This window comes from Streptomyces sp. NPDC058401, assembly GCF_042722885.1.
Lineage (GTDB): Bacteria > Actinomycetota > Actinomycetes > Streptomycetales > Streptomycetaceae > Streptomyces.
In genome coordinates this window covers 1-21483 of record NZ_JBHXKA010000061.1, presented here as the reverse complement: position 1 = coordinate 21483, position 21483 = coordinate 1, and the positions used below count along the sequence as shown (strand labels likewise).

The 21483-nt window shown below is 71.8% G+C and carries 25 protein-coding genes; 8 read left to right on the top strand and 17 right to left on the bottom strand.

Annotation, left to right across the window (positions count from 1 at the left end; translation table 11 throughout):
- Positions 1–7 precede the first annotated feature (7 nt).
- Entirely contained in the window at positions 8–481 is a 474-nt protein-coding gene (locus ACFWNV_RS22550) for a histidine phosphatase family protein (RefSeq protein ID WP_383949869.1), read from the bottom strand.
- Positions 482–693: 212 nt separating this feature from the next.
- Between ACFWNV_RS22550 and ACFWNV_RS22545 the strand changes: the two genes are divergently transcribed.
- The 4 genes from ACFWNV_RS22545 (at position 694) to ACFWNV_RS22530 (ending at position 3714) form a co-directional block, all read left to right on the top strand.
- Positions 694–912, top strand: coding sequence for a CbtB-domain containing protein (locus ACFWNV_RS22545; RefSeq protein ID WP_266879623.1), 219 nt, complete (start codon positions 694–696; stop codon positions 910–912).
- A gap of 30 nt (positions 913–942) precedes the next feature.
- A complete protein-coding gene (locus ACFWNV_RS22540; RefSeq protein WP_383949865.1) occupies positions 943–1695 on the top strand; it encodes a CbtA family protein in 753 nt (250 codons plus the stop codon).
- A 40-nt stretch (positions 1696–1735) separates the two neighbouring features.
- On the top strand, positions 1736–2116 hold the full coding sequence (locus ACFWNV_RS22535) for a hypothetical protein (protein WP_383949862.1): 381 nt from the start codon (positions 1736–1738) through the stop codon (positions 2114–2116).
- Between the two features lie 89 nt (positions 2117–2205).
- Positions 2206–3714 carry an alpha/beta hydrolase gene (locus tag ACFWNV_RS22530; RefSeq protein ID WP_383949859.1) on the top strand — a complete coding sequence of 503 codons (1509 nt, stop codon included), beginning with the start codon at positions 2206–2208 and terminating at the stop codon, positions 3712–3714.
- Here the strand turns inward: ACFWNV_RS22530 and ACFWNV_RS22525 are convergent.
- Entirely contained in the window at positions 3668–4306 is a 639-nt protein-coding gene (locus ACFWNV_RS22525) for a TetR/AcrR family transcriptional regulator (RefSeq protein ID WP_383949856.1), read from the bottom strand. The two genes, ACFWNV_RS22530 and ACFWNV_RS22525, sit on opposite strands and share 47 nt — an antisense overlap.
- 145 nt (positions 4307–4451) lie before the next feature.
- Here ACFWNV_RS22525 and ACFWNV_RS22520 point away from each other — a divergent pair, with 145 nt between their 5' ends.
- Positions 4452–5405: an alpha/beta fold hydrolase gene (locus tag ACFWNV_RS22520; protein ID WP_383949853.1), complete on the top strand. Its 954-nt coding sequence runs from the start codon at positions 4452–4454 to the stop codon at positions 5403–5405.
- Here the strand turns inward: ACFWNV_RS22520 and ACFWNV_RS22515 are convergent.
- Positions 5365–6351, bottom strand: coding sequence for a GlxA family transcriptional regulator (locus tag ACFWNV_RS22515; protein WP_383949941.1), 987 nt, complete (start codon positions 6349–6351; stop codon positions 5365–5367). The genes ACFWNV_RS22520 and ACFWNV_RS22515 overlap by 41 nt on opposite strands.
- A gap of 233 nt (positions 6352–6584) precedes the next feature.
- Between ACFWNV_RS22515 and ACFWNV_RS22510 the strand changes: the two genes are divergently transcribed.
- On the top strand, positions 6585–7211 hold the full coding sequence (locus tag ACFWNV_RS22510) for a TetR/AcrR family transcriptional regulator (RefSeq protein ID WP_383949850.1): 627 nt from the start codon (positions 6585–6587) through the stop codon (positions 7209–7211).
- A gap of 61 nt (positions 7212–7272) precedes the next feature.
- Here the strand turns inward: ACFWNV_RS22510 and ACFWNV_RS22505 are convergent, their stop codons facing one another.
- Positions 7273–8133: an alpha/beta fold hydrolase gene (locus ACFWNV_RS22505; RefSeq protein ID WP_383949848.1), complete on the bottom strand. Its 861-nt coding sequence runs from the start codon at positions 8131–8133 to the stop codon at positions 7273–7275.
- Positions 8134–8370: 237 nt separating this feature from the next.
- On the opposite strand from ACFWNV_RS22505, the gene ACFWNV_RS22500 reads away from it, so the two are divergent.
- Positions 8371–9231, top strand: coding sequence for a helix-turn-helix transcriptional regulator (locus ACFWNV_RS22500; RefSeq protein WP_383949845.1), 861 nt, complete (start codon positions 8371–8373; stop codon positions 9229–9231).
- 115 nt (positions 9232–9346) lie between these two features.
- On the top strand, positions 9347–11176 hold the full coding sequence (locus ACFWNV_RS22495; RefSeq protein WP_383949843.1) for an alkyl/aryl-sulfatase: 1830 nt from the start codon (positions 9347–9349) through the stop codon (positions 11174–11176).
- Between the two features lie 93 nt (positions 11177–11269).
- Here the strand turns inward: ACFWNV_RS22495 and ACFWNV_RS22490 are convergent, their stop codons facing one another.
- From ACFWNV_RS22490 to ACFWNV_RS22430, 13 genes are all read right to left on the bottom strand, one after another.
- Positions 11270–11923 (bottom strand): contact-dependent growth inhibition system immunity protein, encoded by a 654-nt coding sequence (locus ACFWNV_RS22490; protein ID WP_383949840.1) that lies wholly within the window; start codon positions 11921–11923, stop codon positions 11270–11272.
- Positions 11924–11936: 13 nt separating this feature from the next.
- Positions 11937–12236, bottom strand: coding sequence for an RNase A-like domain-containing protein (locus tag ACFWNV_RS22485; protein ID WP_383949838.1), 300 nt, complete (start codon positions 12234–12236; stop codon positions 11937–11939).
- 28 nt (positions 12237–12264) lie between these two features.
- Positions 12265–12825 carry a hypothetical protein gene (locus ACFWNV_RS22480; protein WP_383949836.1) on the bottom strand — a complete coding sequence of 187 codons (561 nt, stop codon included), beginning with the start codon at positions 12823–12825 and terminating at the stop codon, positions 12265–12267.
- 57 nt (positions 12826–12882) lie between these two features.
- Positions 12883–14673 (bottom strand): RNase A-like domain-containing protein, encoded by a 1791-nt coding sequence (locus ACFWNV_RS22475; RefSeq protein ID WP_383949833.1) that lies wholly within the window; start codon positions 14671–14673, stop codon positions 12883–12885.
- The gene (locus tag ACFWNV_RS22470) at positions 14673–14978 is read right to left on the bottom strand and encodes a WXG100 family type VII secretion target (RefSeq protein ID WP_383949830.1); all 306 of its coding nucleotides are present in this window, start codon (positions 14976–14978) and stop codon (positions 14673–14675) included. Before ACFWNV_RS22470 ends, ACFWNV_RS22475 begins: the two co-directional genes overlap by 1 nt.
- A gap of 18 nt (positions 14979–14996) precedes the next feature.
- Complete coding sequence (locus ACFWNV_RS22465) at positions 14997–15398, bottom strand: WXG100 family type VII secretion target (protein ID WP_383949827.1); 402 nt, start codon at positions 15396–15398, stop codon at positions 14997–14999.
- Positions 15399–15537: 139 nt separating this feature from the next.
- Complete coding sequence (locus tag ACFWNV_RS22460; RefSeq protein WP_383949823.1) at positions 15538–15993, bottom strand: RpiB/LacA/LacB family sugar-phosphate isomerase; 456 nt, start codon at positions 15991–15993, stop codon at positions 15538–15540.
- A 92-nt stretch (positions 15994–16085) separates the two neighbouring features.
- Positions 16086–16394 carry a hypothetical protein gene (locus tag ACFWNV_RS22455; RefSeq protein WP_383949820.1) on the bottom strand — a complete coding sequence of 103 codons (309 nt, stop codon included), beginning with the start codon at positions 16392–16394 and terminating at the stop codon, positions 16086–16088.
- An 87-nt stretch (positions 16395–16481) separates the two neighbouring features.
- On the bottom strand, positions 16482–16820 hold the full coding sequence (locus ACFWNV_RS22450) for a MerR family transcriptional regulator (protein ID WP_383949817.1): 339 nt from the start codon (positions 16818–16820) through the stop codon (positions 16482–16484).
- 808 nt (positions 16821–17628) lie between these two features.
- Complete coding sequence (locus tag ACFWNV_RS22445) at positions 17629–18783, bottom strand: N(5)-(carboxyethyl)ornithine synthase (protein ID WP_383949938.1); 1155 nt, start codon at positions 18781–18783, stop codon at positions 17629–17631.
- Positions 18784–19079: 296 nt separating this feature from the next.
- Entirely contained in the window at positions 19080–19391 is a 312-nt protein-coding gene (locus tag ACFWNV_RS22440; RefSeq protein WP_383949814.1) for an SCO5918 family protein, read from the bottom strand.
- Between the two features lie 83 nt (positions 19392–19474).
- Positions 19475–19609 carry a hypothetical protein gene (locus ACFWNV_RS22435; protein ID WP_383949811.1) on the bottom strand — a complete coding sequence of 45 codons (135 nt, stop codon included), beginning with the start codon at positions 19607–19609 and terminating at the stop codon, positions 19475–19477.
- Positions 19610–19661: 52 nt separating this feature from the next.
- A complete protein-coding gene (locus ACFWNV_RS22430) occupies positions 19662–21200 on the bottom strand; it encodes a DEAD/DEAH box helicase (protein ID WP_383949808.1) in 1539 nt (512 codons plus the stop codon).
- Positions 21201–21483 lie beyond the last annotated feature (283 nt).

Genomic DNA, 21483 nt, shown 5'->3' with positions numbered 1-21483 from the left:
GTCCGCCTTACGGGGCCTGCTCCGGCTGACCGTCCTCGGGCTGCCCCTCCTCCGGCTGCTCCTCTTCCGGCTGGCCCACGAGCAGGTTCCAGCGCCCGGAGCGCCCCGTCAGGGTCGTCACCGACTCCGGCCGCACGTCGAGCCGCCAGAAGGCCGCCGCGGGCAGCTCCAGGGCCCACACCACGGCCGCCCGTACGACGCCCTGCCCGGTCACCGCCCGGTGCGTCCCGGGCGCCAGCGCGGCCAGGTGCGCACCGACCCGGGCGATCAGCGCCTCCACCGACTCCCCGCCGCCCGGAGGCGCGTACGCGGTGTCGCTCATCCACCGCCGCAGCCCGCCGGGGTCCTCCCCGGCCACCTCGTCCATGCTCCGCCCGGCCCAGTCCCCGTGATCCTGGCCACGCAGCCCTTCGTACCCCGGGCACGGATCCCCGTAGGGGAACCGGTGCAGCCGCCCGGCCTCGTCCAACGGAGGTCTCACGAGACGGACTCGTACGAGCTGGGGCTTCATAAGGGGAGGATAAGCGCGGTACGGTCACGGACGACAAGACGACGGTATGACGGAAGTCCGGTTGAGAATCCGGCACGGTCGCGCCACTGTGAATCCTCCCGGAGGGGGAGGAAAGTCAGACCCGCCACCGTCGTCGAAAGCACCACTGACCGGGACGCGTGTTCCCTCTGGAGGCTCCTGCCATGGCCAACTCCGCCGTGCCCACGACTGCCACCCCCCTGGCCGTCGCACCCATCTCCCTCACCGCTCTGGCCCCTTGGGCGCTGTTCGCCGGTGTCCTGATGCTGGTCCTGCTCTACCTCGTCGGCGCCGAGCAGGGCGCCACCGCGATCTTCGAAGGCGACACCATCCACGAGTGGATGCACGACGGTCGCCACCTCCTCGGCTTCCCCTGCCACTGATCCACCGATCCGCAAGGGACCGAGAACTCCATGAACTCCATTTCCCCCCGCGTGCTCCTCGTCAGGGGCATGCTCGCCGGCCTGCTGGCCGGTGTCGCCGCATTCCTCGTCGCGTACCTCCTGGGCGAGTCCCAGGTCGACGCGGCGATCGCCATCGAAGAGGCCGGATCCCACGACCACGGTGACGCCGAGGCCGCTCCGGTCAGCCGCGCCCTGCAGGCCACGGCCGGCCTGGGCACCGGAACCCTGCTCTACGGGATCGCGCTCGGCGGCATCGCCGCGCTCGTCTACTGCTACGCCCTGGGCCGGATCGGCCGCTTCGGCCCCCGGGCCACGGCGGCGCTGGTCTCCGGGGGTCTGTTCGTCACCGTCTCCCTGGTGCCGTTCTTCAAGTACCCCGCCAACCCGCCGGCCGTCGGAGACCCCGAGACCACGGTGCAGCGGACCACCCTCTACGTCCTGATGCTGGCGCTCGGCCTGCTGCTCGCGGCGGCCGCGCTGATCCTGGGCCGGCGCCTCGCGCCGAGCCTGGGCAACTGGAACGCCTCGGTCGTCGCCTCGATCGCCTTCGTGGCGGCCGTCGGCGTCGCCTACGCGCTCCTGCCCGGCATCAACGAGGTCCCGGAAGGCTTCCCGGCGGCGCTCGTCTGGCAGTTCAGGCTCGCCTCGCTCGCCATTCAGGCTGCGATGTGGAGCACTTTCGGCCTGGCTTTTGGATTTCTTGCCGAACGGGCCCTTGTCCCGGCCGCCGCGCCCAAGGAGGCTGTACAGCCTGCGAGTTGACGTCTTGCGTGCAGGTGACTGAAAGGCTGGTGGCGGCGCGGTGACGACGGCGATCCGAGAGCTCGGGGACCACCGAAGACCCAAAGACCGCCGGGAGCGATCGCGCCGCCCCCACCTGCCGCGTCTGTTCCACCTGTTCCGCCTGTTCCACCTGCCGAGCCTGCCGGACCGGCAGCAGTGGCGGGAGGTGCGCGAGTGGCGCGGCTGGACGGGCGCGGCCCCGTTCTGGCTGAACGCGGTGCTCCTGTTATTGACGCCCTTCACCACCGTCACCCTGCTCGCGCAGGTCGGCATCATCGCGGGCCTGACCGCCCTCGGCGGCCTCGGCCGCCACCTATGGTCGGGTGACTACGGACATGCGGCCATCCACTGCGCCGCCGTGCTGATGGGTGCGGCGGCGGTGACGGTGGTGGTGGTCTGACGGGGCGGGTGGTTCGGGGGGCTAGCCCCCCGAACGACTGTCCCGGCTGCCGGATGTAGTGGCGCCGGAGGCTCAACCATCCTCGTTTCATGACCACTTACCGCAGCAAGACCGCACTCGTCGCCCTGTGTGCCGCGGCCGTGGCGGCCACCTTGACCGGGGCCGCCGCCCCGTCTGCCGCTGCCCTGTCTGCCGCCGCCCCGCCCGCCCTGGCCTGGGCGGCGTGCACCCACACGGGCCACCTCGACGGCCAGCAGTGCGCGAAGCTGTCCGTCCCCCTCGACTACGCCGACCCGGCCGGCCCGCAGGTGGAGCTCGCCGTGTCCCGGCTGCCCAGCACCCGTCCCGCCGCCCGGCGCGGCACCCTGGCCGTGGTCCCCGGCGGGCCGGGCGGCTCGGGCGTGCAGCGGCTCTCGCAGAAGGGCGCGGCACTGGCCGGGCAGTTGGCCGGCGCCTACGACCTCGTCGCGCTGGACCCGCGCGGGGTCGGCGGCAGCGTCACCGCGGCGTGCGGCCTGGACGCGGCCGACCGGCACATGACGACCCTGCGCTCCTGGCCCGGCGCCGGCGGGGGGATCGCGGAGAACGCCGACCGCTCCCGCCGGGTGGCCGAGGCCTGCGCCGCCAACGGCGGCGCGGTGCTGCGCAGTTTCACCACCGCCAACCAGGCGCGCGACATGGACCGCTTCCGGGAGGCCCTCGGCGAGCGGAAGCTCTCGGTGTGGGCCGTCTCCTACGGGACCTACGTGACGGCGGTGTACGCGCAGAAGTTCCCCGGGCGCACCGACCGCCTGGTGCTGGACAGCAGCGGGGACCCCGACCCGACGCGGGTCGAGCGCGGCTGGCTCGCGAACATGGCGCAGGGCGCCGAGGACCGCTTCCCCGACTTCGCCGCTTGGGCGGCGGACCCGGCGCGGGCGGGGGAGGGGCTGCGGCTCGCCGAACACCCGGAAGACGTACGCCCGTTGTTCCTGGAGCTGGCGGCGGAACTGGACCGCGCCCCCAAGCCGTCCGATGTGCCCGGGCTGCCGCTGACCGGCACCATGCTGCGCCAGGCCATGCAGCTCGCCCTCTACGGGGACGCCCAGTTCCCCGCCTTCGCCCGCCTGGTCCGCGCGGCCCAGGACCCCCAGGCGGTTCCGGAGCTGCCCAGGGATCTCGCAGGGTCGCTGCCCGACACGGACGCGGCGCTGATGGTGGGGGTCATCTGCAACGACGTGGCCTGGCCGAAGGACGTCGCCGGGTACGAGCGGGCGGTGGCCGCGGACCGGGCGGCGCACCCGCTGACGGCGGGGATGCCGGCGAACATCACCCCGTGCGCCTTCTGGAAGGGCGCCCCCGCCGAGCGTCCCGCCCGCATCACCGACCGGGGCCCGTCGAACATCCTGATGGTGCAGAACCGCCGCGACCCCGCGACCCCGTACGCCGGCGCGCTGAAGATGCGCGAGGCGCTCGGCTCGCGCGCCCGGCTGCTCACCGTGGACCACGGCGGCCACGGGGTCTACCTCGGCAACGGCAACGCCTGCTCCGACCGCACGGTCACCGCGTACCTCAGGACGGGGGAGCGTCCGGCCCGGGACGCGGTGTGCCCGTCCTGAAGATCCGGTCCAGGTGGTGGCGCAGTACCGCGACGGCCGACTCGGGGCCGCGCTGGCCGACCAGGATGCTGGTGCCCATGCTCGCCGCCATGGCGAGGAGGCTGATCGCCTCGGTGCGCGCGTCGGCGTCCGGGTCGGCCAGGCCGGATTCCTGGGCCCCGGCGATCAGTGCGGCCACCGCGTTCTCGGCGGCGTCGGGGTTGTCGACGAAGGGCTGGGCGGCGAGCGCCTCGTCGGTCACGGAGAGGATCGCGTAGGAGCTGTAGAGGAGGTGGAAGGTACGGCCCTCCTCGTCGGTCGGCAGGGAGGCCAGCAGCAGTGCCTCGATGGTCGCGCGCGGGCCGGGATCGGGGCCGGCGGCGGCGAGGCGGGCGCCGACCCGCGCGGTGAAGCGGTCGGTGAGGTGCTGGAGCCCGTAGAAGAGCAGCTTCTCCTTGGTCTGGAAGTAGTACTGGACCAGGCGCAGGGAGACCCCGGCCTCGGCCGCCACGTCGCGCATGCCGACCGCGTGCAGCCCGCGCCGTCCGGCGACGCGGATGAGCGCCTCGGCGATCTGGGTGCGCCGTTCCTCGTGGTCCACGCGTTTCGGCATGTTCTGGTGTCTCCGCCCGTCGGTGCTCGTCCGTGCCCGTCCTCGGTGCTGAGCCCGCGGCTCGTTTTCATGGTACCGCCGTATCAACATCATGGTACGGTCGTATCACGAAGAACGGATCCGCGATCCTCCAGGAGGTGCCCCCGTGCCCGAGAAGAAGCCCCGAGTGCCCCGCGACATCGGCCACTACGTGAGCGACGAGCTGCGCGACCGCTACTTCGCCGCCTGCGACGCCCTCTACGCGATGGGGGCTCCCCTCCGCTCCGAAACGGACGTGGAGACGAGCTTCGGGACCACGCACGTCTACCGCTACGGGCCCACGGACCCGGCGGCGGAGTCCCGTACGCCGATCGTCCTGATCCACGGCTCGGGCGGCTGCTCGGCCCAGTGGTACCCCAACACCGTCGCCCTCAGCGCCGAGCGGCCCGTCTACGCCCTCGACACCCCCGGCGACCCGGGCCGCAGCGTCCAGCGCGAGGTGATGTGGCAGCCCGAGCGCGCGGCGCAGTGGATGGACGAGGCGCTCGACGCGCTCGGCCTGGACCGGGTCCACCTGGTCGGCTCCTCCTACGGCGGCTGGCTGGTCATCAACCAGGTGCACCTGCGCCCCGGCCGGCTCGCCTCGGTCACCGCCCTGGACCCCGGCGGCCTGGAGAAGGTGGGGCTGCGCTTCTTCGTGTGGATCTTCGCCAGCCTCTTCGCGACCTTCGCCCCCAAGGCGCTGCGCCCGACCCTGGCCAAGTGGCTGGAGCAGCCGGTCCTCGTCGTCCCCGAACTGCGCGCCTGGATCCAGGCGGGCGTCCGCGCCTTCCGGATCCGCCGGCCCGCGCCGCTGCCGCTGTCGGACGCCGAACTGGGCTCGATCCGGACGCCGTTCTACCTGATCATGGGCAAGCGGAGCCTGCTCGTGCACCCGAAGCGCCAGCTGGAGCGGGTACCCCGGGTGATCCCCGGAGCCCGCGCCGAGATCGTCTCCGCGACCGGGCACGGGCCGCAGATCGACCACCCCGAGCTGGTCAACGCCCGGATGCTCGGCTTCTTCGAGGACATCGACTCGCTCAGGCGGTCCGGAAGCGGAGCCGGTACTCCGTCGGCGTGATGCCGAGCGTGCGGCGGAAGGCCCGTACGAGGGTGTCGGCGGTGCCGAACCCGCAGGTGGAGGCGACCCGTTCGAGCGTGGCATCGGTGGTTTCGAGCTGGCCCCGCGCCAGCTCCACCCGGGACGACTCGATGTAGGCGGCCGGGGTCATGCCCAGCTCGGACTTGAAGATCCGGGCCAACTGCCGCTCGCTGACGTGCGCGTGCGCGGCGATGTCGGCCAGGCTGAGCCGCCCGCCGAGGTGCCGCCTGATGAAGTGCCGCAGGTCCTCGCCGCGCCGGGTCGCGGAGACGGGCTCCAGCGGGACGCTGAACTGGCTCTGCCCGCTCGGCCGCTTCAGGTACATCACGAGCTGCCGGGCCACGCGCAGGGCGACGCCCTCGCCGAAGTCCTCGGACACCAGGGCGAGCGAGAGGTCCAGGCAGGCGCTGATCCCGGCGCCGGTCCACACCTCGCCCTCCCGGATGAAGATCGGGTCGGCGTCCACCTCCACCGCCGGATGGTCGGCGGCGAGCTGCTCCGCGGTGGACCAGTGGGTGGTGGCCCGCTTGCCGTCGAGCAGCCCGGCCGCGGCCAGGAGATGGGCCCCCACGCAGACGGACGCGACCCGGCGCGCGCACCCGGCGAGCATCCGCACCCAGTCGACGACCTCCGGGTCGGTGAGGGCGCGGACGCGGCGCTCGGCGTCCAGCTCGACCGCGCCGGGCACCAGGAGCGTGTCGATGCTCCGCGCGGCGGCCTCGCCGAAGGTCAGGTCCGGCAGGATGCGCACCCCGGCCGAGGTGGTGACGGGGTCGAGCGTCCGTGCGGCCAGCACGACCCGGTAGCCGGCGGCGTCCTCGGTCTCCCGCCGGACCAGGGAGAACACCTCCGGCGGCCCGGTGACGTCCAGCAGGTCGACGCCCTCGAAGAGCACGATCACGATCAGCCGCGCGACGGGCTCCAGGGGCGCGGAAGGTGCGGTGCCGCGGTCCAGCCGGTGTCCATGGATCTGCATGCCGAGGTCTCCATGTGGGGTCTCCATGTCGTCTCCGTGGGTGCTTCTCAGCCGACGCTCACGAGCAAGTGTGTGCAACGCTAACATGATGCGTAAGCGCTGATTACGAAACTCCGCGATACCCCTTGCACGGCAACCGACCTCCCCAGGCCGGATCTGTTAGCGCTGCTACCATCGACGCCATGTCAACGGCCCGAGAGCGCATCCTGGAAGCCACCGCGGAGCTGCTCGCCACCAAGGACCCGGCGGCGATCTCCACCCGGTCCATCTGCGACCGGGCCAAGGTCGGCATGCCCGAGATCTACCGCCAGTTCGGCGACAAGGAGGGGCTGCTCACCGCGGTCGCCGACCTCGGCTTCGAGCGGTTCCTCGCCAACAAGCGGCGCAATCCGCAGACCGACGACCCGGTGGCGGACCTGCGCACGGCCTGGGACAGCCACGTCGCGTTCGCGCTCGGCAACCCCCACCTCTACCGGCTGATGTTCACCCCCGCCGGCACGGCCAAGCCGCAGGCGATCGCGGAGGCGCAGGCCCTGCTCCTGACGGCCGTGGGGCGGTGCCGCGACGCCGGCCGGCTGCGCACGTCCCCGGCGCTGGCCGGGCAGTCGATCCTCTCGGCGAACGTGGGCGTCTGCCTGATGGCCCTGTCCTTCCCCGAGCTGTACGGGGGCCTGGACATCTCGCAGTCGGTACGGGACGCGGTGATCGGGAAGGTCACCGGCGACGAGCGGGAGGACACCAGGATCGGCGCCGCGACCGTCCTCGCCCAGGCCCTGGTCGACACCCTCACGGGAGCGACCCCGCCGTGACCTCGTGCGCCGTGACGTCGTGGACCCGCGCAATGCGGATCGACCTGCGCTGACCGCGGCCCTATGCCCGGCCGCCGCGGGTGAAGCCGGAGACCAGAGCGACGAACTCGTCCTCCTTCTCGAAGAAGGCGACGTGCCCGGCCTCGATCTCGGCGTACGTGCTGTGCGCGATCGCGGCGTGCAGGGCGCGGCTGTTCTCCACCGGGACGGTGATGTCCAGCGTGGCCCCGATGACCAGGGTCTCGGCCTCGATGAGCGGCAGCAGGCCGCGGATGTCGATACGGGTGTCGAGGTCCACGTGGCGCAGGGTACCGGGGGTGGGCGGCATGTTCGGGATCAGGAGCTCGACCTGTTCGCGGCCGATCGCGTTGAGGAAGCCCCGGCTGAAGCCGGTCATGGTCACCGAACGGCCGAAGGCGGCCGGGTCGGAGACGCCGATCTGCTGCCACAGGGCGAAGAGGTTGCGCAGGTACTCGTCCCCGTCGGTGTGGGCCCATCCGGCGACCAGGATCAGCCGCCGCACGAGGTCGGGGCGCAGCGCGGCCACGGCGGCGGACACCGGCGCGCCCATGGAGAAGCCGAGCAGGTCCACCGGCCCGGTGCCCGCGTCCTCGATGACGGCGATGACCTGCGCGGCCAGCCCCTCCACGGTCAGCCGGCCCCCGTCGTCCGCGGTGCGGTCGGTGCCGGACAGGTCGGGGGTGATCACCGTGTGGTCGGCGGTGAAACGGGGCAGCGTCTGCCCCCAGTTCACGGCGGCACCGCCCGAGCCGGTGCCGTGCACGAGGACGAGCGCGGGGCCCGAGCCGGTGCGCTCGTAGAAGACCTCGGCGCCGGCGACGCGCACGGTGGAACTCACGGTGGAGTTCGCGGTGGTGCGCGCGGGGGTGGTGTCGACGGGGGCGGTGAGGGTCGTGGACATGGCTGCTGCTCCTCCTGGTGGCGGTGGCCGCCGGGGCGTTTCCCCTCCGGCTCCGCCCACTGTGCCGCCGGGCCGCGGGGGCCGGGAGAGACCCCTCGAACCTGGGACCGGCGATCCCTGGATACGCCGATCCGGCGCGGTGGGAGGCGGACGGGAGCCACCGCCGGGCCACCGCCAGGCCGCCCCCGGCCACCTCCGGCCCACCGCCCGCCCGCCGCGCCGGAGGCGTCCGGCAGGATGATCCACATGACGACAGACCGCCGTGAGCTCGCCGATTTCCTCCGCCGTTCGCGCGAGCGGGTGCGCCCGCAGGACGCGGGTCTCACCGCCGGGCCCCGGCGCCGTACGCCCGGGCTGCGGCGCGAGGAGGTGGCGCAGCTCGCGGGCATGTCGGCCGACTACTACATCCGGCTGGAGCAGGCCCGCGGCCCGCAGCCCTCACCGCAGATGCTGTCCGCCCTCGCCCGCGCCCTGCGCCTCAGCGACGACGGGCGCGACCACCTCCACCTGCTCGCCGGGCACCGCCCGCCCGCCGCGCGGGTCGCGGGCGACCAGGTCGGTGCCGGCCTGCTGCACCTGCTGGACCAGCTGTCCGGTACTCCGGCGCAGGTCCTGAGCGACCTGGGCGACGTGCTGGCCCAGAACGAGATGGCCCGCGCCCTCCTGGGCGGCGTGTGCACGGTGTCCGAGCACGGCCGCAACGTGGTCTGGCGCTGGTTCGCCGACCCGGCCGCGCGGGACGCGTACCCGGCCGGGGAACACGAGCAGTACAGCCGCCTCCACGTGGCGGACCTGCGGGCGGCCGTCGGGCGGCGCTCCTCGGACCCGGCCGCCACCCGTCTGGTGGAGCGGCTGCGGGAGGCCAGCGCGGAGTTCACCGCGCTGTGGGAGCTGCACGAGGTCGCCGTCCGCCGCCACAGCCGCATGCGGGTGATCCACCCGGTCGTCGGCCCCGTCGACCTCGACTGCCAGGTGCTCCTCGCCCCGGAGGGGGACCAGCGCCTCCTGCTCCTGACACCCCCGCCGGGCACGGACACGGCCGCCCGGCTGGACCTGCTCCGCGTGGTCGGTACCGAGCAGTTCGCGCAGCCGGGCTGACCCGCAGGCCTCGTAAACCAGCTATCTCCGTAAACCATCCCAAAGTGCAGCAAACGGGGTCCGGTGATCAGATGGGGCGATGCCCGGCGTCGACCCCCGCTGAATGGAGCGAGAGATGGCCAACCTCCCCTTCGAGACCCTCCCCTTCGACGACACGACCGACTTCGAGAACGCCGACCGCGGATTCATCGGTGCCCTCGTGCCCGCCGTGGTCAAGGGCGCCGAAGGCCGCACCGTATGGGACAACGACGCGTACGCCTTCCTGGACGCCGACTGCCCCGACACCGCGAACCCCAGCCTGTGGCGGCAGGCGCAGCTCTCCGCGAAGCAGGGGCTCTACGAGGTGACCGAAGGCATCTACCAGGTCCGGGGCCTCGACCTGTCGAACATGACCCTCGTCGAGGGCGAGCGCGGGGTCGTCGTCATCGACCCGCTGATCTCCGCCGAGACCGCCGCCGCCGCGCTGGCGCTGTACCGCGAGCACCGGGGGGACCGCCCGGTCACCGGCATGATCTACACGCACTCGCACGGCGACCACTTCGGCGGCGCCCGCGGCGTGCTCCCGCGCGGTACGGAGGAGGGCGTACCGATCCTCGCCCCCGAGGGGTTCCTGGAGCACGCGGTCAGCGAGAACGTCTACGCGGGCAACGCCATGACCCGCCGCGCCGTCTTCATGTACGGGGACCGGCTGCCCAAGGCCGCCGACGGCCAGATCGGCGCCGGCCTGGGCATGACCACCTCCACCGGCACCATCACCCTGATCCCGCCGACCGTGGACATCACCTCCACGGGGCAGGAGGAGACGGTCGACGGGGTCCGGATCGTCTTCCAGCTCACGCCCGGCACCGAGGCGCCGGCCGAGATGAACTTCCTCTTCCCGGACAGGCGGGCGCTGTGCCTGGCGGAGAACGCCACGCACAACATGCACAACATCCTGACCCTGCGGGGCGCCGTCGTCCGCGACTCCCGCATCTGGTCGCGCTACCTCGACGAGGCGATCGAGTACTTCGGCGAGGGCTACGACGTGGCCTTCGCCTCCCACCACTGGCCCACCTGGGGCCGGGAGAACGTCGTCGCGTTCCTCACCGCCCAGCGCGACCTGTACGCGTACATGCACGACCAGACCCTGCGCCTGCTCAACGACGGCCTGACGGGACCCGAGATCGCCGAGGAACTGGTCCTGCCGCCCGCTCTGGAGAACTCCTGGCACGCACGCGGCTATTACGGCTCCCTCTCCCACAACGTCAAGGCGATCTACCAGCGTTACCTCGGCTGGTTCAACGGCAACGTCGCGACCCTCTGGGAGCACCCGCCGGCCGAACTCGCCCGCCGCTACGTCGACTCGATGGGCGGCCCCGAGCAGACCCTGAACAAGGCCCGCGCCTACGCCGACTCCGGAGACCTCCGCTTCGCCGCCACCCTCCTCAACCACCTGGTCTTCGCCGAGCCGGGCCGTACGGACGCCAAGGAGGCCCTCGCGGGCGTCTACGACCGGCTCGGGCAGGGCGCGGAGAACGGCACCTGGCGCAACTTCTACCTCACCTCCGCCATGGAACTGCGGCACGGCGAGAACGCCGCCCTGCTGGACACCGCCAACCCGGAGATGGCGGTGGCCCTGACCACCGACATGCTCCTGGACTCGATCGCGGTCCGGATCGACGGGCCCCGGGCCTGGGACGAGGACCTCACCATCGACCTGGTCCTCACCGACGAGGACCGCCGCCACCGCCTCACCCTCCACAACGGCGCCCTCACCCACCGCACGGTCACCGATCCCCGCACCCCGGCGGGCCTGACCCTCACGCTCACCAAGCCCCAGCTCCTGGCGGTCCTCGCGGGCAAGGCCCCGGACACCCTCTCCACCTCGGGATCCCCGGCCCTCCTCAGCCGCCTGTTCTCCTACGTGACGAAGCCCGACCCGGCCTTCCCGATCGTCACGCCGTAGCCGGGGAGTACGCAGCTCCAGCTCCGCGCGGTGGATGACGCCACCCCACCCGCCGATGGCGTCACCGGGGTGGCCAGGCGGGCCCGGCGCCGGTCAGCCCGAGAGGTCCGTCGCCACCGAGCGGAGCCAGGCGCCGTGGGAGAACGGTTCGGGCGGGTCCACCTCCATGCCGAGTTCGGCGGCGGCCAGGGCGTAGTCCCCCTCGTCGAGGGGGAGGGCGAGCAGTTCGCCCAGTTCGCCCACGAGGCGTGCGACCAGCTGGGGATGGGTGGTGGCGGCGTAGTCGGCGACGGCGGCGGCGTGGTCGGGGAACTCGTCGACCACGTCCTGCGAGAACCAGCCGCCGAGCAGCTGCCCGGTCTCCGGGAAGCGCGCGTGCCACTCCCAGTGCGTCACCGGGGAGGAAGGTTCCGGTACGTCGCCCTCCTCGATGCTCCGCTTCAGGTGGTCGGCGAGCAGCAGCAGCCAGTCGCCGATCTCCGCCTGCGGCATCCCGGTGTCCGGGATCGCGTAGAACTCGCCCAGGTCCTGCCGGATCCGCCCCGGAGGGTTGCGGCTGTACGCGCGCAGCTGGCGCTCCGCCTCCGCGACGGCGGAGGGGCGGGTGTGCCAGGTGTGGCGGAGGTACGCCTCCAGCGCGCGGCTGCGCCGCTCGGGGGTGTCATCGGCGGGCTGCCCCAGGTACGCGCGCATCACCTGGTCCAGCTCGCCGTACCGGCGGTCGTGTTCGAGGGGCTTCATGGACATGTGCGGGCAGCCCCTACAGGTAGACCGGGACGGTCGTGTGGACGACGAAGCCGTGCGGGCTCGACGGTTCGCGGCGCAGCACGACGCGCGCCGCCCGGACGTCGACGGGCCCGTGCCCGGCGAGCAGATCGGCCCCCACCTGCACCCTGCCCACGGGCTCCGCGCGGGAGGGCCAGGCCGCTTCGAGGGTGAGCCGGGCCCGGGTGCCCTGGGCGAGCCAGCGGTGGACGGCCTGCTCGTTGGCGGTCACCACCTGCTGGGTGGCCCACTGGGCGGTCTCCCGGTCGGGATAGGAAGCGGAACGGGTCAGCACCGGGGCATCCTCTCAAATCTCCTGGTCATCAGTAGTCGGAGAAGTTCCAGAACATGCCGACCTCGGTGTCCGAGACGACGATCAGGCCGTAGTCCTCCGAGTAGACGCTCAGCGGGCTGTACGCCCAGCTCCGCTCCGTGAAGTCGAGGGTGCCGGGGACGGGCCCGGGCTTGCTGACGTTCGTGTGGAACGTCGCGGCGTCCCCGTACCGCGCGAGGATCGTGCGCGCCATGACGCGCAGTTCCGCCTCGCTCTCCGTGAAGCGCTTGAGGCTGGACAGGGTGCAGCCGTCGTCCGTGAGGGCCAGCAGCAGGTTCTCGGCGCTGTCCCGGTCGATCTCCCTGAGCCGGGGCGCGATGTACTCCGGCGGGTGGACGGCGAAGGGGAACGTGGGGAACCCCTCGCGCTCCGGTGACTGTGCCGCGTCGTCGAGACCGGTCCAGCCCCGCGGGTCCGGGACCCGGGCCATCAGCGCGAGGACGTCGAGGATCCAGTCCTCGTGGCGGCGCGGGCCCGTGGCGTCGTACGGGTACGCGTCCTCGAACAGGTGGCGGACCGCGGCTTCCCAGGAGGTCTGGTCGACGGACATGTGGTGCTGGCCTTTCTCGGCGGTTCGCTGGGGTGGCCCGCAGCGTCTTCGACGGCTCTAGTTCTTCGAGGGCATCGAGGTCATCACGGTGAAGGGCGGGTTGCGGCTGCTGTCGTACTTGATGCGCGTGTCGATGCCGTTCACGTCGTACGCCCTGGCGTCGAGCCCGCCCTGCTTGTACCCGGACAGCGGGTCGTTGGGATCCACCGGCTGCTTGCTCACGCTGCGGCCGCTGGTCTCGCCATTGGGCGCCGTCGCGTAGAACGATTTGACGTCGCCGTCGGACGCCGGCGGCGGCCCCTTGATCCACGCGTCGATGGCGGACCTGTTGTGGTTGAGGTTGTACTCGGTCAGGTCCTCCGCCCGCTGGTAGTTCGGGAAGGCGGAGGAGCCGCTCGGCATCGGCTTGCCGTGCGGCCATGCCGCCGTCGGGCCGTTCGACTGCTGGTCGCGCAGGCGCTGCGCCAGCTGCTCGTCCGTCTTGCCGACGTGCTTGTCCAGCGAATGGCCGTCCGCCGAGTACTCGTTGGCGCCGAGGTTCAGGTCGTAGTTCCCGTTCGCGTCGATCTTGAGCCATACCTGCGAGTCCTTGAACTCCTCCAGGGACCGCATGCCGAAGCCGTGCGCACGGGCGACGCCGGCCTCGAACTTGGGGGCGCTCAGGTAGGCCTCGTCCAGCGGCGGCCTCAGCGCCTCCATGCGGGTGGTCAGGCCGGACAGGATGCCGGTGTACGTGTCGACGATCCGGTTCAGCTTGGCCGTGTCGATGTTCAGCACGGTCTTCACGTCGAAGGAGAGGATCAGGCCCACGCCCTTGCCGACGACGGAGGTGACGGTGCTGATGATGCTCTTGGGGTCCTTGGGCTTGGCCAGGTCGTCGATGATCTCCTTGGCGGCCTTCCACATGGCGCGGTGGAGCTCCTCCGCGACCTCGCGGTTCAGCACGACGGCGGCTTCCGCGTACTCCCGCAGGATGGTGGCCATGCCGTCGGCCGTGTCCTTCAGCACGGCCAGCACCGGCTCGCTGCCCGTGGCTACGCGGGGCGTGCCGTGCCCGGAGTTGGCGGTCTGCGCCCACTGGTAGCCGTTGCGCTGCTGACCCCACGCCGTCGAGCCCCACAGGGCGCCGCAGAAGGTCCGCATGGCGGCTTCCCAGTCGGCCTGCTGGTGGTTGGTGATGGAGCCGACGGCCTGGGTGAGCTGGTCCGCGACCATCGTCGCCGTGATGGAGATGTCCATCCAGTTGTGGCACAGGGAGTTGAGGTAGTGCTGCTGAGGGAAGGGATGGACGTCCGCCACCCGGCCGACCCGGAACACGTGCTTGCACAGCGGCTGGAGCACGTCCCGGACGATCTCGGGGATGCCCTCCATCAGGCCGCGCAGGAAGTCGTCGCCGCCGTCGTCGTCGCCCCACTTGATGTCGGGTACGGCGTCGAAGTTCGGGGCCCTGTCGATGACCGTGGGCCGCGGGCGCTGCTCCGCCGTCTTCCCCGGCCGGGGATGGGCCGCCGCATCCGCCTTGGTGTAGGCGTTGGCCGTCTCGGTGAACCCGACGGCGACGCCGCCGACGCTGAGCACGGAACGGCCCCAGACCTCCAGCCAGCGGTCGCCGATCTTCTTGTACGCCTGGGCGAACCGCTCCGCCTCGGTCCCGGCGCCGCCGGCATCGGGGTACTTGCGCAGCTCCTCCAGCAGCTTGTTGGCGCCGCGCACCAGGAAGTCCTGCTGCAAGGCGACCCGCCCGGAGACCGACCACAGGTCGCTCGGCTTCACGTCGATGGCCCCGCCGGCGCCGGTCGCGCCGCTTGCTCCCGGGGGTGGGGTGGGGGAGGGCGTGGGACCGGCCATCAGGCGCCGCCTCCCCAGCCTTCGAGCACGGACCGGTTGGCCGCGGCGTAGTTGAGGTGCCCCTTGACCACGACCTCGTGGAGCCAGGCCTGGGCGGCCTTGAGGTCGTCGGCGGAGCGGCTCCACGCGTCCAGCTCGTCGATGAACGTCTCCCGCGCCTCGCCCTCCCAGCTCAGGACGGCCTTGGCGGCCTGCCCGTACAGCACGTCGAGCTTGTCGTTGAGGACACCGAGGATCTCCTCCAGGTCTCCCGAAAGGCGTTGCAGGGTCGCGAAGTCGACGGTGATCCGGTCTTCGTCCGGCATGGTGCTGATCCCCTCGGCTCAGATGTCCTGGAGGCGGCTGGTCGCCCGTACGGGGTCCGCCGGGGGCGCCTGGTCCGGCACGCTCAGCGCGCGGGCCGCGGCCGACACGTCCTGGCCCTCCTGCGAGCGCCGGAACGAGGCCAGGACCTCGAGCTCCTGCTCGGTGAACCCGTCGCGCGAGGCGCGCGTCGCCGCTTCCAGCAGGGCCACCACCTTGCGGATGCGCACGGCATCCTCGGCGACCCCGCGGTGCAGCGCCCGGTAGGCGGTGGCGGTGGGCCCCTGCCAGCCGGCGGCGATCTTGTCGACGACCGCGTCCATCCTGCGCACTTGCTGGTCGAGATAGCGCTGCATGTCGTCGAGGTCGTCGGCCAGCCGGCCGAGGCCGGCCTCCGAGACGCCCAGATCGCCGTTCTGCATCCTGGGCCCCCGCCCGTAGACCGTCCAAATACGTACGTCCGCACGCCCGTCCGCACGCCTGTCCGCACGCACGGGCGCCCACTCTAACTCCGGTACCCGGCGCACCCGAAGGCGACGGCCGCGGCCGCACCGCGTCCGTTCAGGGCGCGCTCCTGCCGGCATCGAGCCGCTCGATGCGCGCGATGTTGCCCCGGTCCTCGGGGTCCGTGCTCGCCGTGGCGGCGAACCAGGCGTCGAGGATCTCCTTGAGCAGCGGTTCCGAGGTCAGGCGCAGGCTGAGGGCGAGTACGTTGGCGTCGTTCCAGCGGCGCGCCCCGTCCGCGGTGTAGGCGTCCGTGCACAGGGCCGCGCGTACGCCGGGCACCTTGTTGGCGGCGATCGAGGCCCCCGTACCGGTCCAGCAGCACACGACGGCCTGGTCGGCGTTCCCGGCGGCGACCTCGCGGGCCGCCGCCTCCGAGCAGGCGGCCCACTGCGGATCGTCCCCGGGGCTCAGCGCCCCGTAGAGCGCCACCTCGTGCCCGCGGTCGCGCAGCTGCCCGAGGAGGGCGCGCGCCACGGGTTCGTCCATGTCCGAGGACACACAGATCCGCATGCCCCGAGGCTAACGGTCCCTCTTCGTCCGCGGGCGCTCCGGCGGAAGCCCGCGCCGACGGCGCGCATGACGCGGGTGTGCCGGGCCGGAGGTCAGGTGTCACCGAGTTCTTCGTCGAGCCGGGCGGGCCAGTTCTCGTGACCGAGGTCCGCCGCCATCAGCAGGTCCCGCCAGTCCGTCGACGCGAGCCGCACCGCGCTCCGGACCCGCCGTACGTCCCCGCGCGCGAAGAACACCACCGCAGCCGTCAACCGCTCCGGTGTCGTCCCGTGCATACCGTCGGGGCCCAGCTCCTCGACGAGCGCCCGCAGGGCCCCGACGACGCCCCGCGCCGCCTGCTCGCCCGGGAAGTCCGTCCGGATCCGCCGGTGCAGGCGCTCCGTAACCGCATCACCCGGCACGTCGAACACCTCCGGAGCGGCTCGGAGCGACGGCGTCGCTCGGGGTGTCCGGCCGGGGGAGCACCGTCCCGGACGGACGCAGGTGCCTCAGGCCGAGTCCGACGGTGTGGACGCTTCTGAGGCGCGGCGGTACTCGGCATTGATGCGCTGGGCCTCTTCGAGCTGGTCCTCGAGGATGACGATGCGGCAGGCCGACTCGATGGGGGTGCCCTGGTCGACGAGTTCGCGGGCTCGGGCGGCGATGCGCAGCTGGTAGCGGGAGTAGCGGCGGTGTCCGCCGGCAGAGCGGAGCGGGGTGATGAGGCGGGCTTCGCCGAGCGCCCGTAGGAATCCCTGCGTGGTGCCGAGCATGTCCGCGGCCCGGCCCATGGTGTAGGCGGGGTAGTCGTCGTCGTCGAGACGGCCGAACGAGTCGTCTGCTGTCATTGAACCTCTCTCGTGGAACGCGTGGAGGGGCCCTGGCGCCTATGGCACCAGGGCCCCGAAGGAACTACTACACCATCTGTCGGCCCTGATACTGCGCCGACCCTGTGATTCCGCCGACCCGGCCGAGATGCTGCCGGGGGTGCGGGGATCGCGGTTGCTTGACCGGAGACCACCTCGCTATCGATGTCCTGCGGTACCCGGGCTCAGACTTCCACCCGGGCGATCCTGATGGTGCTCGGCTCCTCCGTTCTTCCCTCGGTGATCAACTGCCTTGTTACTGGGTACTGCTCGTTACTGCGTACTACTGGTGGTGCGCACTGCTGGTGGTGCGTCCTGCTGGTGGTGCGTACTGCTCGGTGGCCTGCGGTAGCGCCACTCCTCCGGCAGCCAGCCCCGTTGCCCGTCGTGCGTCTGCTCTGGCTTGGAACCCCACTGCCGAACTTCCCGGTGCGCGCGTCCGCAGCCGACGCCTTCACCGAGGTGCTGCTCTCACTGACTCCACTGCGGTACTTCCTCGGCGGCCCCTGATCACTGCGGGCCACCCGGTCCGGTCGTCAGTCCCGTCGCCGTCCTGCAACCGCTCTGGCTTCGACACTCCACGACCGCACCGCACTGCTGTACTGCGACTACTGGTACTGCGACTACTCGTACTGCGGGTACCGCTGCCCGGCAGTTCGTCTCTGCCGGGCCCTTCTGTCTCTTTGGGCTACGAGAGAAACCATAGCTACGCCGCCATCCAATGTCTACTCCAGCCGCGATAGATTTTCGTTCGGCCGGCGAAGAGGTAATCGGTATCGGCTGCTCCCGGTCAGAGCAGCGCGTGCGGGTACTGTGCGGCGCGCTGCTGGAAGGCCAGGACCGCCGGATTCTGGACGGTGCCGCCGCGGATCTCGATCGCCCGGCGAATGGTGGGGTCGCCGTCCCAGGAGGCCGGGCCTTCGAGGACCGACCGCAGGAACGGAATCAGTGCCTCGCTGTTCTCCCAGGTGGCGGCGTCCCACAGGTAGGAGGGGCTGTGGTCCACGGCGTAGTAGTGGACCTGGTCGCCGACGGTGAACATCGGCGCGTCGAAGGTGGTGGCCCGGGCCCAGGCGAAACCCATGCCCTCGTCGCAGGAGACGTCGATGACGAGGGTGCCGGGCGCGAGCTTCGGCAGGTCATCCTCTATCAGGAACATCAGCGGCGCCGCGGTGTCCTGGAGCACGCAGTTGACGATGATGTCGTGCCCGGCGAGGAAGTCGGCCAGCGGCTCGGGGCCGTCCTCGGTGACCACGATGCTGCGCCGGGGATCGAGGGTGTCGTCGGCCTCGTCGTGGTCGAAGTGCACGATCCGTGCCGAGTGGATCGGTGAGCTGACGGCGGCGATGCCGCGGGCCGTCAGTACGTCCACATCGTGAACGCCCAGCGCGCTGAGCGCGGTTACCGCACCGCGGGCGGTGGCGCCGAAGCCGATCACCACCGCGCGCCGGCGGCGCCCGTAGTCACCGGTCGCCCCGGTCAGCTGCATGGCGTGCAGCACCGACGAGTAGCCGGCCAGCTCGTTGTTCTTGTGGAAGACGTGCAGGCTGAATCCCCCGTCCCGGGTCCAGTGGTTCATCGCCTCGAAGGCGATCACCGTGAGCCTGCGGTCGATGGCGGCCTGCGTGACCTTCTCGTCCTGCACGCAGTGCGGCCACCCCCACAGCACCTGCCCGTCCCGCAGGTCCTCCAGGTCCTCGTGCAGCGGTTTGGCCAGCAGGATGACGTCGCACTCCGCGATCAGTTCCTCGCGCGAGCGGAAACCGGCGACCCACGGGGCGAGCTGACCGTCCGAGACGCCGAAGTGATCGCCGTAACCGGTCTGCAGGTAGATGCTGGGCTGAAGGTCGGCGTCGATGCGCTCGAAGTGCGCCGGGTGGATCGGCAGACGGTGTTCGTTCTCTTTACGGGTCTGCGCCATGATTCCGAGCTTGAGCTGTTGCAAGGTGTCCTTCGACTGCGTGGAGGGGGCTCGGGCGCGTACGGCGCCACGGCCCCGGAGGAACTGCTGGACCAGCTGCCGGCCCCGGTCCTGCGCCGGCCTGCTGTTTCCGCCGCCCCGATGTCTGCACCAGCCGCGATAGATTTTCATGCGGGTGAGGCGGAGGTAATCGGAGCCACTGGCCCGGCGGCCTTGTAAGAAGCCGCTGTATGCGCAGGAGGGCCCGACAGGCGTATGCCGGTCGGGCCCTCCCTTGCTGTGCGGATGCCGGCTCGCACCGGCCGAGTCGGTCGAGTCGGTCAGACCGCCACGGGGGCGCCGAGCATCGCGGATGCGTGCTGGAGCGGACTGAGGGCGCGCGCGGGCGCGGCGGCCCGGGGGATTCCGCGGCAGGTGAAGCCGAGCTGGGTCATGGCCCGCAGGACTTCACCGACGCTGAAGTCACGCCTGTCCTGGCGGGTGATGACCTGGCCGACCTGCTTCACGGGGTAGAGGCGGCGGCCGATGATCACGGAGTCGCCGACGACTTCCTCGGGCTTGATGCCCTTCATCGTTTCCAGGACGCCGCTCTTGGTCAGCTCGAACGGGAAGCGGGCGATGACGCAGCGCATGATGCCTCACAGGGAGAAGGAGAGGGGGCGGTTCTGGCGTGGCGTGGCGTGGGGTGGCGGGTCGGGTCGGCGGGCGGGGCGGGTCAGCGGGCAAGGGCGAGGACGCCCGGAGCACTGCTGAGTCCGTCGGCCACCGGCAGCACGTCGGCCACGGGCAGGGTGTCGAGCGGGGCCCGGGTGACCGGCGGAGCGGGGTGCATCCGGACCAGCGTCACCACGTGCCTCCTGCAGAGGTAGTTCAGGCGGTTCAGTCTTCTGATCACGTGGGGGTCAGGCCGCCGCATCGAAGGAGGACTGCCGCGCACTCGCGCGCCGGGCGGCCGACATGGGCCCGCGCCGCCCGCGGGAGGAGCCGGCGCTGCGCCTGGGCCGCTCGGACACCGGCGCGGTGATGGTGACGGGGATCCCGGAGGGTGCCTGGGCGCCGGTGATCCGGTTGAGGGCCTCGTCGCCGGAGCGGACCTGGGTGGTCTGCGGGGCGATCCCGGCGGCCTGCATGAGCCGGGTCATGTCGCGGCGCTGGCTGGGGGTGACCAGGGTGACGACGCTGCCGGACTCGCCGGCGCGGGCGGTGCGGCCACCGCGGTGCAGGTAGTCCTTGGGGTCGGTCGGCGGGTCCACGTTGACGACGAGGTCGAGGTTGTCGACGTGGATGCCGCGGGCCGCGACGTTCGTGGCGACCAGGACGGTGACGTGCCCGGTCTTGAACTGGGCCAGGGTCCTGGTCCGTTGCGGCTGGGACTTGCCGCCGTGCAGGGCCGCGGCGCGGACCCCGCTGTCGAGGAGGTCCTGCGTGAGGCGGTCCACGGCGTGCTTGGTGTCGAGGAACATGATCACGCGGCCGTCGCGGGCGGCGATCTCCGTCGTCGTCCGCTGCTTGTCGGCGCCGTGGACGTACAGGACGTGGTGCTCCATCGTGGTCACCGCGCCCTGCGAGGGGTCGACGGAGTGCACGACGGGGTCGGTCAGGTAGCGGCGCACCAGCAGGTCGACGTTGCGGTCGAGGGTGGCGGAGAACAGCATCCGCTGGCCCTCGGGGCGCACCTGGTCGAGGAGCGCGGTGACCTGGGGCATGAAGCCCATGTCCGCCATCTGGTCGGCCTCGTCGAGGACGGTGATCCCGACCTGGTTCAGCCGGCAGTCGCCGCGGTCGATGAGGTCCTTCAGGCGCCCGGGGGTGGCGACCACGACTTCGGCGCCGCCGCGCAGGGCGCTCGCCTGGCGGCCGATCGGCATCCCGCCGACGACGGTGGCCAGGCGGAGCTTCACCGAGCGGGCGTACGGGGTGAGCGCGTCGGTCACCTGCTGGGCCAGTTCGCGGGTGGGTACGAGGATCAGCGCGAGCGGCTGGTGGGGTTCGGCACGCTGTCCGGCGGTGCGGGCCAGCAGGGCGAGGCCGAAGGCCAGGGTCTTTCCGGAGCCGGTGCGGCCGCGTCCGAGGACGTCACGGCCCACGAGGGTGTTGGGCAGGGTGGCGCCCTGGATCGGGAACGGCACGCTCACGCCCTGCGCCCCGAGGGCGGCCAGCAGCTCGGCCGGCATGTCGAGATCGGCGAAGGCTTCTACGGCGGCCAGCGCGGGCGTGATCGTCTTCGGCGGCGCGAACTCGCCCTGAACCGCGGCGGGCCGGCGGCCCGAGCTGCCCGAGCGGCTCGGACCTGCGGAACGGCTCCGTGCCGGGGAGCCCGAGGAGCCGAATCGGCCGCCCCGCTCCGAACCGGCGGCGTTGCCGTTGCCGTTGCCGAAAGCGGGGCCGCCGGTGCGGTTGCGGGTACGGGAAGAGCGCTCGTTCTTGCGTGTGGGGTTCATTCGAAACCTTCCTTGATACGGCACGTATCAAGGAATTCCCGCAGCGGAAGAGCAGCGCAGGGAATTGCAAGAACGGACCGAATGGAATGCGGAGGCGGATCCGGCCCGCGAGAAATATGCGCGGGTACGCGGACGCTGAAATGAGTGTGTGGTGCGGCGTCATGCGGACGCGAAACCGGAGAAAAGAGCTCGGGTGTGGCTCCGAGGAGGCATCGCATCCCGTGCTTGCCCGCGGGTGGACGCACCGCGGGAGATATGTGCAGCTGGGGCCCGCACCCCGAGG